This window comes from Pseudomonas sp. ATCC 43928, from assembly GCF_005938665.2.
GTDB lineage: Bacteria > Pseudomonadota > Gammaproteobacteria > Pseudomonadales > Pseudomonadaceae > Aquipseudomonas.
Genome location: NZ_CP041753.1, coordinates 1,636,551 through 1,653,899, shown reverse-complemented (window position 1 = coordinate 1,653,899; position 17,349 = coordinate 1,636,551). Strand labels below are relative to the sequence as shown.

The 17,349-nt window shown below is 61.2% G+C and carries 14 protein-coding genes; 9 read left to right on the top strand and 5 right to left on the bottom strand.

Going from position 1 to position 17,349, the window contains the following annotated elements:
• Positions 1-10 precede the first annotated feature (10 nt).
• The 5 genes from FFH90_RS07405 to edd all read right to left on the bottom strand — a co-directional run bounded on the left by FFH90_RS07405 (position 11) and on the right by edd (position 6,621).
• Positions 11-1,270 carry an AGE family epimerase/isomerase gene (locus FFH90_RS07405; protein ID WP_138866919.1) on the bottom strand — a complete coding sequence of 420 codons (1,260 nt, stop codon included), beginning with the start codon at positions 1,268-1,270 and terminating at the stop codon, positions 11-13.
• Between the two features lie 228 nt (positions 1,271-1,498).
• On the bottom strand, positions 1,499-2,968 hold the full coding sequence (locus FFH90_RS07400; protein ID WP_138866918.1) for an ATP-binding protein: 1,470 nt from the start codon (positions 2,966-2,968) through the stop codon (positions 1,499-1,501).
• Entirely contained in the window at positions 2,958-3,689 is a 732-nt protein-coding gene (locus FFH90_RS07395) for a response regulator (RefSeq protein ID WP_007934711.1), read from the bottom strand. The genes FFH90_RS07400 and FFH90_RS07395 overlap by 11 nt, the downstream gene beginning before the upstream one ends.
• Positions 3,690-3,847: 158 nt before the next feature.
• Complete coding sequence (locus tag FFH90_RS07390; RefSeq protein WP_138866917.1) at positions 3,848-4,798, bottom strand: glucokinase; 951 nt, start codon at positions 4,796-4,798, stop codon at positions 3,848-3,850.
• Positions 4,795-6,621 carry a phosphogluconate dehydratase gene (edd, locus tag FFH90_RS07385; protein ID WP_018926475.1) on the bottom strand — a complete coding sequence of 609 codons (1,827 nt, stop codon included), beginning with the start codon at positions 6,619-6,621 and terminating at the stop codon, positions 4,795-4,797. Before edd ends, FFH90_RS07390 begins: the two co-directional genes overlap by 4 nt.
• Before the next feature lie 219 nt (positions 6,622-6,840).
• On the opposite strand from edd, the gene gap reads away from it, so the two are divergent.
• The 9 genes from gap (at position 6,841) to FFH90_RS07340 (ending at position 17,256) form a co-directional block, all read left to right on the top strand.
• Positions 6,841-7,842, top strand: coding sequence for a type I glyceraldehyde-3-phosphate dehydrogenase (gene gap / locus FFH90_RS07380; RefSeq protein WP_007934706.1), 1,002 nt, complete (start codon positions 6,841-6,843; stop codon positions 7,840-7,842).
• A gap of 18 nt (positions 7,843-7,860) precedes the next feature.
• Positions 7,861-8,325, top strand: coding sequence for a methylglyoxal synthase (locus FFH90_RS07375; RefSeq protein WP_064616377.1), 465 nt, complete (start codon positions 7,861-7,863; stop codon positions 8,323-8,325).
• A gap of 206 nt (positions 8,326-8,531) precedes the next feature.
• Positions 8,532-9,863: a CoA transferase gene (locus FFH90_RS07370; RefSeq protein WP_138866916.1), complete on the top strand. Its 1,332-nt coding sequence runs from the start codon at positions 8,532-8,534 to the stop codon at positions 9,861-9,863.
• Positions 9,864-10,308: 445 nt separating this feature from the next.
• Positions 10,309-11,736: an arginine-ornithine antiporter gene (arcD, locus tag FFH90_RS07365; protein WP_086944504.1), complete on the top strand. Its 1,428-nt coding sequence runs from the start codon at positions 10,309-10,311 to the stop codon at positions 11,734-11,736.
• Positions 11,737-11,787: 51 nt separating this feature from the next.
• The gene (arcA, locus tag FFH90_RS07360; RefSeq protein ID WP_018926480.1) at positions 11,788-13,044 is read left to right on the top strand and encodes an arginine deiminase; all 1,257 of its coding nucleotides are present in this window, start codon (positions 11,788-11,790) and stop codon (positions 13,042-13,044) included.
• Positions 13,045-13,113: 69 nt separating this feature from the next.
• The gene (locus FFH90_RS07355) at positions 13,114-14,124 is read left to right on the top strand and encodes an ornithine carbamoyltransferase (protein ID WP_105346555.1); all 1,011 of its coding nucleotides are present in this window, start codon (positions 13,114-13,116) and stop codon (positions 14,122-14,124) included.
• 94 nt (positions 14,125-14,218) lie between these two features.
• The gene (arcC, locus tag FFH90_RS07350; protein ID WP_018926482.1) at positions 14,219-15,148 is read left to right on the top strand and encodes a carbamate kinase; all 930 of its coding nucleotides are present in this window, start codon (positions 14,219-14,221) and stop codon (positions 15,146-15,148) included.
• A gap of 65 nt (positions 15,149-15,213) precedes the next feature.
• Positions 15,214-15,576, top strand: coding sequence for a DUF5064 family protein (locus FFH90_RS07345; RefSeq protein WP_064616371.1), 363 nt, complete (start codon positions 15,214-15,216; stop codon positions 15,574-15,576).
• A 171-nt stretch (positions 15,577-15,747) separates the two neighbouring features.
• Positions 15,748-17,256, top strand: coding sequence for a sigma-54-dependent transcriptional regulator (locus FFH90_RS07340; RefSeq protein WP_019581474.1), 1,509 nt, complete (start codon positions 15,748-15,750; stop codon positions 17,254-17,256).
• Positions 17,257-17,349: the final 93 nt, after the last annotated feature.

Genomic DNA, 17,349 nt, shown 5'->3' with positions numbered 1-17,349 from the left:
CACCACATGGTTACACATGAGCGCTCTGGGACAATTGCGCCAGCGCACTGGCCATGCTCGGCGCCAATGGCAGGCGCGGGATCAATACGGCTTGCCAGGCGTGATACAGGTCAGGTTTACCGGCCCAGATATCGGCGCTCGGGCGGTTCAGCGGATCGAGCTCGTGATGCCAGCTGCCATCGCAGCGGTCGATGAAATGACTGTCACAGAATTCCCAGAACAGTCGGTACCAACGCTCGTATTGCTCATCACCGGTGCGTTTTAGCAGCGCACTGGCGGCGGCGCTGGCTTCGCAATGAGTCCAGTGCAAACGATGACGAACCACCGCGCGATTGTCCCAGTCGAGGGTGTAGACAATGCCCGGCGCGCCGTCGATGTCCCAGCCGTGACGGCAATTATGCTCGAAGAGTTTTTGCGCATCGGTGACCAGCCACCCCGGTGTGAGCATCCCGGCTTGCACCCGGGCCGCTTCAAGGTGCAGTAACAACCGCGCCCATTCGAAACCATGACCCGGTGTGGTGCCATAAGGACGGAAACCGTCGGCCGGGTTGTCGTGGTTGTAGTCACGCAGCGGCTGCCAGTCGCGGTCGAAATGCTCGACCACCAGGTAATCGTTGGCGGCGGCGTGTTCGTGAATGACACGCTCGACGATGCGCTGCGCGCGAATCAGCCAGCGGTGGTCCTCGGTGACATCGGCCAGGGCGAGAAAGGCTTCGGTGGCGTGCATGTTGCTGTTGGCGCCGCGATAGGCCTCCTCGCAACTAAAGTCGCGGTTGAAGGACTCGCGCATGGCGCCCTCCTCCTCGCTCCAGAAATGGCTGTCGATGATGTGGATCGCATCATCGAGCAAGGCTTGCGCACCGGGACGCTGGGCAACCACCGCAGAACTCGCGGCCAACGCCACGAAGGCATGCAGGTAAGCGGCTTTGCCGGTATTGCCGTCGCGGTGTTCGGGCGTGGCGAACCAGCCACCGTGTTCGGCGTCACGCAGCGGCCCGCTGAGGGCTTTGACGCCGTGATCCACCAGCTCCGCGAACCCCGGCAAACCCTGGATGTGGGCCATGGCGAAGCTGTGGGTCATGCGCGCGGTGTTCATGGTTTCGGCTTGGGCGCTGGCTGGGAGGCGTCCCTTTTCATCAAGGTTGCCGAAACCTTCGGGAAGCTTTGAAGCCCTGGCAAATGCCAACAGGCGCAGGCCTTCGGCGGCGAGCCATTGCTGATGGGCAGGCGCGTTCAGCCAACTGCTGAAGGCGGGTTGGAAGGTGTCCATGCGATACCTTTTTTGTTGTTATGACTGGGACCAGTCTAAACAACGGTCGGTGGCGGGCAGGTAACGAAGGGGGAGCGTTATGTCACCGACCTGTGACATTCACCCTGATTTTGAAGTGAGTGGTTACTTGTGGCGAGGGGGCTTGCCCCCGTTGGACTGCGCAGCAGTCCCTCTTTCAGGGCCGCTCCGCGCCCCAACGGGGCAAGCCCCCTCACCACAGGGTCGCTTTCAATCCATTGGTCGCGGCAACTGCAACGTCACGCGCAACCCGCCTTCACGCAGGTTTTGCAGGCTGACTTCGCCGCCATGGCTATGGGCGATGTTGCGGGCAATCCCCAGCCCCAGGCCATAACCCTGTTGCTGCCCGGCCAGGCGGAAGTGCGGCTCGAACACTTGCTCCAGCCGCTGCTCCGGCACACCCGGGCCTTCGTCGTCGACATGCAGGACGAACGCGCTCTCGTCGTCATCGATGTGCAGATGCGCGTTCTGCCCGTACTTCAAAGCGTTGTCGATCAGGTTGCCGATGCAGCGCTTGAGCGCCAGTGGCTTGCCGGGATACGGCGCCAGCGCCCGCCCCTGCTGAGTCACGCGGCCATTGCCGTTGGGCGCCAGATACGGTTCCACCAGGCAGTCGAGCACATGATTGAGGTCCACCTGCTCGATGTTTTCGTGGATGTCGGTGTCTTTCACGCATTGCAGCGCGCCCTTGACCAACAACTCCAGCTCATCCAGATCACGTCCGAACTTGGCTTGCAGCTTTTCGTCTTCAAGCAATTCAACCCGCAGTCGCAGCCGAGTGATCGGTGTGCGCAAGTCATGGGAAATCGCGCTGAACAACTGGCTGCGCTCGGTCAGGTAACGGCTGATGCGTTCACGCATTGCATTGAACGCGCGACCGACTTCCACCACTTCACTGCCGCCGCCCTGAGCGACCGGTTCGACGTCGGCACCCAGGGACATGTCCCGCGCCGCCCGCGCCAATCGCTTGAGCGGTCGGCTCTGCCAGTGCACCAGCAGGCCGATGAACAGGAGCAAGAAGCCGCTGGTGAGCACGATAAACCAGACTTGCTGTGCCGGCAGGCCTTGTTCTTCAAGACTGGTGTAGGGCTCGGGCAACAGCGAAGCGATGTACAGCCATTCCCCCGGCGCCATCTGGATTTGCGTGACCAGCACCGGTGGGTTCACTGGCTCCAGGGTCAACGCGTAGTGCGCCCAGGAGCGTGGCAATTCATCGAGTTTCAGCCCGCTATTGAAGATCCGCAGGTCTTCGGGGCTGACGAACGTCACCGAAATATCGGCGTCCTGGCCCAGCGACTGGCGCAGCACCTCGTCCACCGCTTTGAGCACCGCTTCTTTGCGCGGCGTGATCGGCAGCACTTCCATGCCCAAGGGTTTGTCGTTGAGGGTCACCACGAACCGGGTGCCGCCCATGCTGCGCAACTGGTCGAGCACCAGCGGCCTGAACGCCACCGGCAACGAACGGAAATAGCTGACGCTGGCCGTCATCGAATGGGCCAGGCTGCGGGCGCTGGTGACCAGGCCTTCGAGCTGGGTGGCACGCAATTGCGAAACCCAGATCACGCTCGACAGCGTCTGGGCAAACAGCACCGCCAACAAGGTCAGCAGCAACATGCGCCCGAGCAGCGAGCGCGGCACCGGCACGCGCCCGGCGAGCTTGCGCAGGAACTCAGTGGCCATTGCCGGCAACCACGTTGGCTGCCAGTTGGTAACCGCTGCCACGCACGGTACGGATCAGTCGCGGCGGTTTTTCGGTGTCGCGCAGGCGCTGGCGCAAACGGCTGACCGCCATGTCGACGATGCGATCGAGCGGCATCAGGTCACGGCCTCGGGTGGCGTTGCCGATGGTGTCGCGGTCGAGGATTTCCTGGGGGTGATCGAGGAACAGTTTCAGCAGGGCGAAATCGGCGCCGGAGAGAATCACTTCCTCGCCGTCGGTATGGAACAGCCGATGGCTGACCATGTCCAGCCGCCAGTCGTCGAAGGCCAGCACTTCACCGCCGGAACGCTCCTGACCGAACTGCGCGCGGCGCAACAAGGCTTTGATCCGTGCCTGTAATTCACGGGGGCTGAAGGGTTTGCCGAGGTAGTCGTCGGCGCCCAGTTCCAGGCCGATGACGCGGTCAGCCTCATCGGAACTGGCGGTGAGCATGATGATCGGCACGTGGGCCTGGCGCGGGTGCTGGCGGATCCAGCGGCAGAGGCTGAAACCGTCTTCGTCCGGCAGCATCACGTCGAGGATCACCAGATCGCTCGGCGCCTCGTTCAGCGCCTGACGAAAGCCTGCACCATCGGGCGTGGTGCGGACCTGGAAACCGGCACGGGTCAGGTAGGTGTCCAGCAACTCGCGTATCTCTTGATCGTCATCGACCAACAAAATCGACTTGTTGACTGAGCTCACGGCGGCATCCTTGTTGTTTGTGTTGGGGAGGATTATGCCTGATCGATCATGGATCTATGTTGTCTGTTCCGGCCTCTTCGCGGGCAAGCCTCGCTCCTACAGGGTTCGTGACATTCCTTGTAGGAGCGAGGCTTGCCCGCGAATGAGGTGACGCGGTCTCAGGCCTGCTCCAACGCCACACCCGCGCCAACAAGGCCGGAATACGGCGCTGTCACCAGCCACACCGGAATGCCTTTGAAGTAATCGCTCATGCAACCCTTGTCGGCAAAGCACCGGGCGAAACCGCTTTTAACGAAAAAGTCGGCAAACCGTGGAATCACTCCACCAACGATGTACACACCACCCCGTGCACCGGTGGTCAGCACATTGTTGCCGGCCACGCGGCCGAGCCAGCAGCAGAACTGCTCGAGCACTTCCAGGGCAATCGGATCACCCGCCAGCCCGGCCGCCGTGATCGCCTCAGGCGTGTCGAGCACAGGCGTGTGGCCATCCACCGCGCAGATCGCCCGGTACACTCGCGGCAAACCACTGCCGCTCAACGCCGTTTCAGCGCTGACATGGCCGATCTCGTTGTAGATGTGTTGCCACAGCTGGGTTTCTCGCGGGCTGCTCAGCGGCAGATCGACGTGACCACCCTCCCCCGGCAACGCGGCAAAACGGCCCTCGCCCAGATCGAGCAACGTGCCTACGCCCAAGCCTGTGCCCGGGCCGATTACCACCGCCGGCCGCAACGGCTCCGGCGTGCCTTCGCAGACCACCCGGAACTCGCCCGGCTGCAAGCGGGTCATGCCCAGCGCCATGGCTGAGAAATCGTTGACTAGCAGCAGTTGATCCACCTGCAAGGTCTTGCAGAAACCCTTGCGACTGAGCCGCCAGTGATTGTTGGTGAACTTGAATTCATCACCGCTCACAGGGCCGGCCACCGACAGGCACACCGAACCGATCGAACCCGGCGCCAGGCCGAGCCCGTTCAGGTACAGCGCAATCGCTTCTTCCGGGGTGGCGTGGTCTGCCGTTGCCAGCACCTGGACTGATTCCAGTTGCTGGTTTTTCCACAACGCGAAACGTGCGTTGGTCCCACCGATGTCACCGACCAAAGCCAGTTTCAATTAAGCGTCTCCAGGGCAGAAGTAAAGGCGCTGGCGCCTTGCTCTGCGGAGCTGAAGGCCATGCGCATGAAACCAAACAGTTCGCGACCCGTGCCGATGTTGTTGCCCAACAGGCCTTTGGCCGGCTCGCGTGCTGCGAATTCTTCGGCGTCCACCTTAAGCTCCAGGGTGCCTTTGACGCCATCGACGCGGATGATATCGCCCTCACGCACCCGTGCCAAAGCGCCGCCCACATAAGCTTCGGGGCTGACGTGGATCGCCGCCGGGATTTTCCCCGAGGCGCCGGACATGCGCCCGTCAGTCACCAACGCAACTTTGAAGCCGCGGTCCTGCAACACGCCGAGGAACGGCGTCATCTTGTGCAGTTCCGGCATGCCGTTGGAGCGCGGGCCCTGGAAGCGCATTACCGCGACAAAATCCTTCTCCAGCAGACCGGCCTTGAATGCATCGGCCAGGTCCTGTTGATCCTGGAACACCATGGCCGGGGCTTCGACGACCTGGTTTTCCAGGGCGACTGCCGAGACCTTCATCACGCCACGACCGAGATTGCCTTCCATCACCCGCAAACCGCCTTCTGGCGAGAATGCACGAGCCACTGGGCGCAGGATGTTTTCGTCGAGGCTTTCGATCGGGCCTTCGCGCCAGACCAGCTCGCCGTTATCGAGGAACGGTTCCTGGGTGTAGCGGCTCAGGCCGTGGCCGAGCACGGTGTTGACGTTTTCATGGAGCAGGCCGGCTTCCAGCAGTTCACGGATCAGGAACGACATGCCGCCCGCTGCCTGGAAGTGGTTGATGTCGGCTTTGCCGTTCGGGTACACGTGGCTCAGGGTCGGCACCACCTCGGAGAGGTCGGCCATGTCCTGCCAGGTCAACTGGATGCCCGCAGCCATGGCGATGGCCGGCATGTGCAAGGTGTGGTTGGTCGAGCCGCCGGTGGCGTGCAGGGCCACAATGGAGTTGACCAGCGAACGCTCGTCGACGATTTCGCCGATCGGCAGGAAGTTGCCATTCTGCTTGGTCAGGCGCGTGACCTGATGCGCCGCTTCGCGGGTCAGGGCATCGCGCAACGGGGTGTTCGGGTTGACGAACGAGGCGCCCGGCAAGTGCAGGCCCATGACTTCCATCAGCAACTGGTTGGTGTTGGCGGTGCCGTAGAACGTGCAGGTACCAGGGCTGTGGTAGGACTTCATCTCCGATTCCAGCAGCTCTTCGCGGGTCGCCTTGCCTTCGGCGTAGCGCTGACGCACATCGGCTTTCTGCTTGTTGGAGATGCCCGACACCATCGGCCCGCCCGGCACGAAAATCATCGGCAGATGACCGAAGCGCAACGCGCCCATCATCAGGCCCGGCACGATCTTGTCGCAGATGCCGAGCATCAGCGCGCCGTCGAACATGTTGTGGGACAGCGCCACGGCGGTGGACAACGCGATCACTTCACGGCTCGGCAGGCTCAGTTCCATGCCTGGCTCGCCCTGGGTCACGCCATCGCACATGGCCGGGGTGCCACCGGCAAACTGGCCGACGGAGCCGATTTCGCGCAGGGCTTTTTTGATCTGTTCAGGAAAGACTTCGTACGGCTGGTGCGCCGAGAGCATGTCGTTATATGACGAAACAATTGCGATGTTGGCGGAGTTCATCATCCGCAGGCTGTGCTTGTCGTCGCTGCCACATCCGGCCACGCCGTGGGCGAAGTTGGCGCATTGCAGCTTGCCGCGCATAGGGCCGTCGCTGGCCGCGCCGCGGATCAATGCAAGGTAAGCCTCACGCGTGGCGCGGCTGCGGGCGATAAGCCGTTCGGTGACCTCAAGGACGCGGGGATGCATGTGTAGAACTCCAGGCTAACGGATGTGGCGACCTGATTGTCTATGCTGATCAAACGCCGTTGTGATCGGGATGACAGACGGCTTTCTTGATCATTCGGACCAGTTGATTCAGGTCACTCGTTGTAGATAAAACAAAATATTGCCACTAAAAAGGCTTGTTTTCTATTTTTTTGCGAATAATCTTGTAATTCCAACAACAAAACGACGGCGGCGCTGTAAATGACTCTTCGAATCGCAATCAATGGTTTTGGCCGTATCGGCCGTAATGTCCTGCGCGCACTGTATACCCAAGGCTATCGTCAGGATCTGCAGATCGTGGCAATCAACGACCTGGGCGACAGTTCGATGAATGCTCACCTCCTGAAATACGACACCGTTCACGGCACATTCGATGCCGATGTCCAGCACGATCAGGAAAGCCTGACCGTCAACGGCGACCGTATTTCGGTCAGCGCCATTCGCAACCCGGCCGAACTGCCCTGGGCCGCGGAGAAGGTCGACGTCGTATTCGAATGCACCGGTCTGTTCACCGACCGCGCCAAAGCCGCCGCCCATATTACGGCCGGCGCGCGCAAAGTGATTATCTCGGCCCCGGCCAAAGGCGCCGACGCCACTGTGGTTTATGGGGTTAACCACGACATTCTGCGCCAGTCGCACCAGATCATCTCCAACGCCTCGTGCACCACCAACTGCCTGGCCCCGGTGGCCCAGGTGCTGCACCGCGAGCTGGGCATCGAAAGCGGTCTGATGACCACTATTCACGCCTACACCAACGACCAGAACCTGACCGACGTCTACCACACCGATCCGTACCGCGCCCGTTCCGCCACCCAGAACATGATCCCGAGCAAGACCGGCGCCGCTGAAGCGGTGGGCCTGGTGCTGCCGGAACTGGCGGGCAAACTGACCGGCATGGCGGTGCGTGTTCCGGTGATCAACGTGTCGCTGGTGGACCTGACCGTGCAGCTCAAGCGCGAAGCGTCGGCCGATGAAGTGAATGCGCTGCTCAAACAAGCCAGCCAACACTCGAAGATTCTCGGCTACAACGCCCTGCCGCTGGTATCCAGCGACTTCAACCACAACCCGCTGTCGTCGATCTTCGACGCCAACCACACCAAGTCCAGCGGCAAGCTGCTCAAAGTGCTGGCCTGGTACGACAACGAGTGGGGCTTCTCCAACCGCATGCTCGATAACTGCCTGGCGCTCTGCAACGCAGAGTAAACCGTGGAGCAGCAACCGATGATCGGTATCAGCTTTACGCATAAGACCATGGCGGCGCGCAAGCGTATCGCCCTGGTCGCCCATGACCATTGCAAAGTGTTTTTGCTGGACTGGGCCGAGCGGCAGAAAGACAAACTCGCGCAGCATGAACTGGTCGCCACCGGCACCACGGGGTTGTTATTGCAACAACGCCTCGGCCTGCCGGTGGAAAGCATGATCAGCGGGCCGCTGGGCGGCGACCAGCAACTCGGCGCGCAAATCGCCGAGCAGCGCGTCGACATGCTGGTGTTCTTCTGGGACCCGTTCGAACCGCAACCCCACGACCCGGACATCAAGGCGTTGCTGCGGGTCGCGGCGGTGTGGAACATCCCCGTGGCCTGCAACGAATGCAGCGCCGACTACCTGCTCAGCAGCCCGTTGATGGATCAGGCTCACGAACACCGCATCCCGGATTACGCGACCTATCTGCAGGGGCGTGGGTAAAGCGCTGGCATAAATCCTCTGTGACAACAGGCTCGCTCCCACGGGAATGCATATCCCCGTAGGAGCGAGGCTTGCCCGCGAAGGTCGCAACACGGTCAACGACTTCGCGGGCAAGTCGGAGCGCCGCACCGCTCTCTCTACAGGATTTCATCTGGCCGAGCCGTCTTTTTGAACTATGCTCGGGCTCTCGCTCCGGAGGGCCTTCGATGACTGATTTACTCACGTCCATTCAAGCCGCACTCGGCTTGCCTCACACCCCAATCCCGTTCACCTCGAGCGGCGCCCTGCCCTCGGCATTTGCCGTAACCGATCTGGCCTGCGCCAGCATTGCTGCCGCCGGCCAGGCCGCCAGCGAACTGCTGCATCAACAAACCGGTCGCTTGCCCAGCCTTGAAGTCGACCGCCGCCTGGCGTCGTTCTGGTTCGCCACCTCGATCCGCCCCATGGGCTGGAACGTCCCGCCGCTGTGGGATCCGGTCGCCGGCGACTATGCAACCAAAGACGGCTGGATCCGCCTGCACACCAACGCGCCTCATCACCGCGCCGCTGCTGAATCAGTGCTCGGCGCCTGTGCCGACCGCGCAGCGATGGCGAGCAAAGTGGCTCAGTGGGCGAAAAGCGATCTGGAACAAGCGGTGGTCGAGGCCGGTGGTTGCGCCGCCGAGATGCGCAGCTGGAAGCAATGGCAAGCTCACCCCCAAGGTCGGGCCGTGAACGCCGAGCCGTTGATTCAGTTCAGCGTCGATGGCAGCCCAACCGCCAAACCGTGGCAAGGCTCGGTGGCGCAACCGCTGGCCGGAATCAAGGTACTGGACCTCACGCGAGTGCTCGCCGGCCCGATCGCCAGCCGCTTCCTCGCCGGGCTCGGCGCCGACGTGCTGCGCATCGACCCACCGACCTGGAACGAACCGGGCGTGGTGCCGGAAGTCACCCTGGGCAAACGCTGTGCGCGCCTGGATCTGCACGACAAAGCCGATCGCGCGGTGTTCGAAAGCCTGCTCAAGGACGCCGACATCCTGCTCCACGGCTACCGCGCCGATGCCTTGGAACGCCTGGGTTACGGCATCGCCCAACGCCAGGCACTGGCCCCGGGCCTGATCGATGTTTGCCTCAACGCTTACGGCTGGAGCGGCCCTTGGCAGAACCGTCGCGGCTTCGACAGCCTGGTGCAGATGAGCAGCGGGATTGCCGACGCGGGCATGCACTGGAAGAAGGCGGATAAACCGACACCGCTGCCGGTCCAGGCCCTTGACCATGCCACCGGGTATTTGATGGCGGCCAGTGCGATCAAGCTATTGGGGCACGGTGGCTCTGCGCGGCTGTCGCTGGCACGGACGGCGAAGCTGTTGATCGAACATGGCGCCGGAACCAACGAGCCGTTGCGCGCAGAGGATGACCACGATCAAGGGATGTTGATTGAGCAAACGCCGTGGGGACCGGCCCATCGGTTACAGGTGCCGTTGAAGATCACCGGGACGCCACTGCAATGGGCGCTGCCGGCCGGGGAACTGGGCGCCCATCGCGCGCAGTGGTGGTGATCACCAGATAGCTTTCGCGGGCAAGCCCGCTCCCACAGGTACAGCGTGATCCTGTGGGAGCGTGGCTTGCCCGCGATGAGGCCAGAACAGTCATTGCAAACACTGTCACGTAGTTATTTTTAACTAAACAGATAAAACGAAATAACGTTTATTCATTAATTCCAGTACCGCGCACCTGATAAATCAAATCTGTCATATAAACAGTTATCAGAAAATTGGCGAAACCGCAGAAACACACTAATTTCAAAGCCCAAGCAATACCGCTTACGCCCACCTGACTTGCCCCCCCTGAACAGGGCTTCCCCGGTAATACCGCTATGTCCGAGAAAGATACATAAGTCTTTCATTAACAATGGAATGTGCCCATGCACTGATCTATGTCAGCTGATTGAACAGCCAGCAGAACTACTCTGTTGTCTCTCTTCTCCTGCACTGGAGTCATGCTATGTCTGAATCCCCCGGAAAACTGAAACTCGGTGCGCTCGTTGCTTTAGTGGTCGGTTCAATGATTGGTGGCGGAATCTTCTCTTTGCCCCAGAACATGGCCGCCAGTGCTGATGTCGGTGCTGTTCTTATTGGTTGGGTAATCACCGCAGTGGGCATGTTGACCCTCGCTTTCGTCTTCCAGACCCTGGCCAATCGCAAGCCTGAGCTGGATGGCGGTGTTTATGCCTACGCCAAGGCCGGTTTCGGCGACTACATGGGTTTCTCGTCGGCCTGGGGATACTGGATCAGTGCCTGGCTGGGCAATGTGGGTTACTTCGTTCTCTTGTTTAGCACCCTCGGCTACTTCTTCCCCATTTTTGGGGAGGGAAATACCGTGGCTTCGGTAATCGGCGCCTCGCTGCTGCTTTGGGCGGTGCACTTTCTGGTTTTACGGGGAATCAAGGAAGCGGCGTTCATCAACCTGGTGACCACCGTCGCCAAGGTCGTACCGCTGCTGCTGTTCGTGTTGATCGCCTTGTTCGCGTTCAAACTGGAGATCTTCACCGCCGACATCTGGGGCATCAAAAACCCTGACCTGGGCAGTGTGATGAACCAGGTGCGCAACATGATGCTGGTCACCGTGTGGGTGTTCATCGGCATCGAAGGCGCGAGCATTTTCTCGGCCCGTGCCGAAGTACGCAGCGACGTGGGTAAAGCCACCGTCATCGGCTTCATCACCGTGCTGTTGTTCCTGATGCTGGTGAACGTGTTGTCCCTGGGGATCATGACCCAACCTGCGCTGGCGAAACTGCAGAACCCGTCGATGGCCGCGGTGCTGGAACATGTGGTCGGTCATTGGGGCGCGGTGCTGATCAGCGTCGGCCTGATCATTTCCTTGCTCGGGGCGTTGCTGTCATGGGTGTTGCTGTGCGCGGAGATCATGTTCGCTGCCGCCAAGGACCACACCATGCCGGCGTTTTTGCGCCGTGAAAACGCCAACCTTGTACCGGCCAACGCGCTATGGCTGACCAACGCGATGGTGCAGCTGTTTCTGATCATCACACTGTTTTCGGCCAGCACTTACCTGTCGCTGATCTACCTCGCCACGTCGATGATCCTGGTGCCCTATCTGTGGTCGGCGGCCTATGCCCTGCTGCTGGCAGTGCGCGGCGAGAGCTATGAAAACGCTGCGGCCGAGCGCAGCAAAGACCTGGTCATCGGTGGCATCGCACTGATCTACGCGATCTGGCTGCTGTACGCCGGCGGCGTCAAATACCTGCTGCTCTCCGCCCTGCTGTATGCCCCCGGCGCGATCCTGTTCGCCAAGGCCAAACTTGAAGTCGACAAACCGGTTTTCACTAACGTCGAGAAGCTGATTTTCGCCGCCGTCGTCGTAGGCGCCCTGGTGGCGGCCTATGGGCTGTATGCCGGCTTTCTGACCCTTTAGCACTGTAATGAAAAGCAGCACCTGATTGTTTTCATCTGGAGGAACACGGTAATGACCACGGAAAAAGTTAAGTACGGCGTCCATTCCGAAGCCGGCAAACTGCGCAAAGTCATGGTTTGCTCCCCCGGCCTGGCCCACCAGCGGCTGACCCCGAACAACTGCGACGAACTGCTGTTCGATGATGTGCTGTGGGTCGCCCAAGCCAAACGCGACCACTTCGACTTCGTCACCAAAATGCGCGAGCGTGGTGTCGACGTGCTGGAAATGCACAACCTGCTGACCGACATCGTCGCGATGCCTGAAGCGCTGGACTGGATTCTGGAGCGCAAGATCACCGCCAATTCGGTCGGTCTCGGCCTGGTCCATGAAGTGGGGGCCTGGCTACGTAGCCTGGAGCCACGCAAGATCGCCGAATTCCTCATCGGCGGGGTTTCCGCCGATGACCTGCCGGACAGTTTCGGTGGCAAGACCATTCAGATGTTCCGCGACTTCCTCGGTCATTCCAGCTTCATTCTGCCGCCGCTGCCCAACACCCAGTTCACCCGCGACACCACCTGCTGGATCTATGGCGGCGTGACCCTGAACCCGATGTACTGGCCGGCGCGTCGTCAGGAAACCTTGCTGGCCACCGCCATCTACAAATTCCACCCGCAGTTCACCAACGCCGACTTCCAGATCTGGTACGGCGACCCCGACCAGGACCACGGCAACGCCACCCTTGAGGGCGGTGACGTGATGCCGATCGGCAACGGCGTGGTGTTGATCGGCATGGGCGAGCGCTCGTCCCGCCAGGCCATCGGCCAATTGGCGGTCAACCTGTTCAAGAACAAAGCCGTGGAACGAGTCATCGTCGCCGGCCTGCCGAAATCCCGCGCGGCGATGCACCTGGACACCGTGTTCAGCTTCTGCGACCGCGACCTGGTGACGATTTTCCCGGAAGTGGTGAAGCAGATCGTCGCCTTCAGCCTGCGCCCCGATGAAAGCAAACCGGGCGGCATCGACGTGCGCCGTGAAGAAACCAGCTTCCTCGACACCGTGGCCAAGGCCCTCAACCTCAAGGCGCTGCGCGTGGTCGAAACCGGCGGTAACGCCTTTGCCGCCGAACGCGAGCAATGGGACGACGGCAACAACGTGGTGGCGGTGGAGCCAGGCGTGGTCATCGGCTACGACCGCAACACCTACACCAACACCCTGCTGCGCAAGGCCGGCGTCGAGGTCATCACCATCAGCGCCAGTGAGCTCGGGCGCGGGCGTGGCGGTGGCCACTGCATGACCTGCCCGATCATTCGCGACCCTATCGATTATTAACTTTCGAGCCTTGGCCGATGCTTATCCAGCACGGCCGAGGGGATAACCGAAACCCAAGGAGATCCAATCATGGCTTTCAATATGCGCAACCGCAGCCTGCTCTCGCTGATGCACCACACCACTCGCGAGCTGCACTACCTGCTGGACCTGTCCCGCGACCTCAAGCGCGCCAAATACACCGGCACCGAGCGTCCGCACCTGCAAGGCAAGAACATCGCGCTGATCTTCGAAAAAACCTCGACCCGCACCCGGTGCGCCTTCGAAGTCGCGGCCCATGACCAGGGCGCCCACGTCACCTACATCGACCCGGTGTCGTCGCAGATCGGCCACAAGGAAAGCATGAAGGACACCGCCCGCGTGCTGGGGCGGATGTTCGACGCTATCGAGTACCGTGGCTTCGAACAGGAAATCGTCGAAGAGCTGGCCAAGTTCGCCGGCGTACCGGTATTCAACGGCCTGACCGCTGAATTCCACCCGACGCAAATGATCGCCGACACCCTGACCATGCGCGAACACAGCGACAAACCGCTGCACGACATCAGCTACGCCTACCTGGGCGATGCGCGCTACAACATGGGTAATTCGTTGCTGATGATCGGCGCCAAACTCGGCATGGACGTGCGCATCGCCGCACCGAAAGCGCTGTGGCCGCATCAGGACTTCATCGATCAGTGCAAAGCCTTCGCCGAAGAGAGCGGCGCGCGCATCACCATCACCGAAGACCCGAAAGCCGCGGTCAAGGGCGTGGACTTCATCCACACTGACATCTGGGTGTCGATGGGTGAGCCGGTGGAAGCGTGGGACGAGCGCATCGAGCAACTGCTGCCGTACCAGGTCAACGCCGACATGATGAAGGCCTCGGGCAACCCGCGCGTGAAGTTCATGCACTGCCTGCCGGCGTTCCACAACAGCGAAACCAAGGTCGGCAAGGACATCGCCGCGCGTTATCCGAACCTGGCCAACGGGGTTGAAGTGACTGAAGAAGTCTTCGAATCGCCGGCCAACATCGCCTTCGAGCAAGCGGAAAACCGTATGCACACCATCAAGGCTATTCTGGTGTCGGCGCTGGCGGATGTCTGAGGCTGAACACTTGCTGATGATCGTTCCCACGGTCCCCGTGGGAACGATCATCAGGGAGATCAGATTGCCCGCCCCTATTTAGAAGGACTGCACTATGCGTATCGTCATTGCTCTGGGCGGTAACGCCCTGCTCCGCCGGGGTGAGCCCATGACCGCGGACAACCAGCGCGCGAACATCCGGATCGCCACCGAACAGATCGCCAAGATTCATCCCGGCAACCAACTGGTGATTGCCCACGGCAATGGTCCGCAGATCGGCCTGTTGTCGCTGCAAGCGGCGGCCTACAGCCAGGTTTCGCCTTACCCGCTGGACGTACTCGGCGCCGAAACCGACGGCATGATCGGCTACATCATCGAACAGGAACTGGGCAACCTGCTGGACTTCGAAGTGCCCTTCGCCACCCTGCTGACCCAGGTCGAAGTCGACCCCAACGACCCGGCGTTCCAGGCCCCCAGCAAACCGATCGGTCCGGTCTATTCCAAGGCCGACGCCGAGAAACTCGCCGCCGAGAAAGGCTGGGCCATCGCCCCGGACGGCGACAAGTTCCGGCGCGTGGTCGCCAGCCCGAAACCCAAACGTATCTTCGAAATCCGCCCGATCAAGTGGCTGCTGGAAAAAGGCAGCATCGTGATCTGCGCCGGTGGTGGCGGCATCCCGACGATCTACGACGCCAACGGCAAACTGCAGGGTGTGGAAGCGGTGATCGATAAAGACCTGTGCTCGGCACTGCTGGCCGAACAGTTGGAAAGCGATCTGTTGGTGATCGCCACTGACGTCAATGCGGCCTTTATCGATTTCGGCAAGCCCACCCAGAAAGCCATCGCCCAGGCTCACCCCGATGAAATGGACAAACTCGGCTTCGCCGCCGGCTCCATGGGACCAAAGGTCCAGGCGGCCTGCGAGTTCGCCCGCCATACTGGGAAAGTCGCGGTAATCGGTTCACTCTCGGACATCGAAGCGATCATCCAGGGCAAGGCCGGCACCCGTATCAGCACAGCGACACCTGGCATCAGTTATCAATAGAAAGAAACGCAGGGGGGCAGGCGTGAGGTCTGCCCTGATTCAATGCCTTTGAAGGAGAGACGCCAATGGCTACGTTCGAACCCGGACACCTGCACATCGAGCGCCATGCGCTGAACAAGGACGATGTCAGCTACAACGTGTGTATCGACTATGAGGTCACCCAGGATCCCAAGGAGGGCAAAGGGATGCAGTTCACGATGCACGGCAGCATCCAGGGCAAGGAACTGAAGGAGTCATTTTTTCTGCCGAAGGATCAGGCCTATAACTTCGCCAGTAACGTCACCAGAATCGCAGAGAAGTACGGCATCCCCAAGACGCTGAGCAGCATCGGTCCAATTCACCCGTACTACGACGCAATGTTCGAAGACGTGCGGGTACAGCTCAATATGAAATCCGGCGACCCGGTCAGACCCGAACACCTGGAATAACGTCTGGAAGATCAACGGATCGCAGCCTTCGGCAGCTCCCACACCGAACGTATTCTCCTGGAGCTGCCGAAGGCTGCGATCTTTACAAGCAATCTCCGATTGCCGATTTCACCTCCAACCCTCCTCCAAGGCATACTTGCCACCCTCCGCACTCCAGAACCAAACCGCCCCATGCGCATCCACGTCAGTTTCATCGACCGCGTCGGTATCACCCAGGAAGTCCTGGCCCTGCTCGGTGGGCGCAATCTCAATCTGGATGCGGTGGAAATGGTGCCACCCAACGTCTACATCGACGCCCCGACCTTGAGTCCGGCCGTGCTCGAAGAGCTGCGCGATGCGCTGTTCAACGTGCGTGGCGTGCAAGCGGTGACGGTGGTCGACATCCTTCCCGGCCAACGCCGTCACTTGCAGCTCGATGCGCTACTCGCCGCCATGACCGACCCGGTGCTGGCCCTGGACAGCGCCGGCAAGGTGCTGCTGGCCAACCCGGCACTGATTGCCCTGTACGGTCGCGAACCGGCGGGTGAAAGCATCAGCGAGCTGTTTGCCGACCCGGCGCTGCTCGACACATTGCTGGAAAACGGCTTCCGCCTGCCGCTGCGCGAGATCACCGTCAACGGTCAAACCCTGCTGCTGGATGCCACGCCGATCACCGACGCCGGCGCCCTGCTGACCCTGTATCAACCGAACCGCATCGGTGAACGCCTCTCGGCGCTGCACCACGATCACGCTGAAGGTTTCGATGCCCTGCTCGGCGAATCCCCTGCCATTCGTACGCTCAAGGCCCGCGCACAACGCGTCGCAGCCCTCGATGCACCGTTGCTGATCCAGGGTGAAACCGGCACCGGCAAAGAATTGGTGGCCCGTGCCTGCCACGCCATCAGCACCCGCCACAGTTCGCCGTTCCTGGCCTTGAACTGCGCGGCACTGCCGGAAAACCTCGCCGAAAGCGAACTGTTCGGCTACGCCCCCGGCGCTTTCACCGGGGCGCAACGGGGCGGCAAGCCGGGGCTGATGGAACTGGCCAACCAGGGCACGGTATTTCTCGACGAGATCGGTGAAATGTCGCCGTATTTGCAGGCGAAACTGCTGCGCTTTCTCAACGACGGCAGCTTCCGTCGGGTTGGCGGCGATCGCGAAGTGAAGGTCAACGTGCGGATCCTCAGCGCGACCCATCGCGACCTGGAAAAAATGGTCAGCGAAGGCACTTTCCGCGAAGACCTGTTCTATCGCCTCAACGTGCTGAATGTCGAAGTCCCGCCCCTGCGCGAGCGCGGCCAGGACATTTTGCTGCTGGCGCGTTACTTCATGCAGCAGGCCTGCGCGCAGATCCAGCGTCCGGTCTGTCGCCTGGCCCCTGGCACTTACCCGGCGCTGCTGGGCAATCGCTGGCCAGGCAACGTACGGCAATTGCAGAACGTGATCTTCCGCGCCGCGGCGATTTGCGAAAGCAGCCTGGTGGACATCGGCGACCTCGACATCGCCGGCACCTCTGTGGCGCGCCAGAGCGACATTGAGGTCGACAGCCTCGAACAGGCCATGGAAGCGTTCGAGAAGGACCTGCTGGAAAAGCTCTACGTCAGCTACCCCTCGACCCGCCAACTGGCCAGCCGCCTGCAAACCTCCCACACCGCGATTGCCCATCGGTTGCGCAAGTACGGGATTCCCAATAAGCCGTGAGGCTTACTCGGTGATCGTTCCCACGCTCTGCGTGGGAATGCAGCCTGGGACGCTCCGCGTTCCAAGAGCGGACGCAGAGCGTCCATTGAGGCA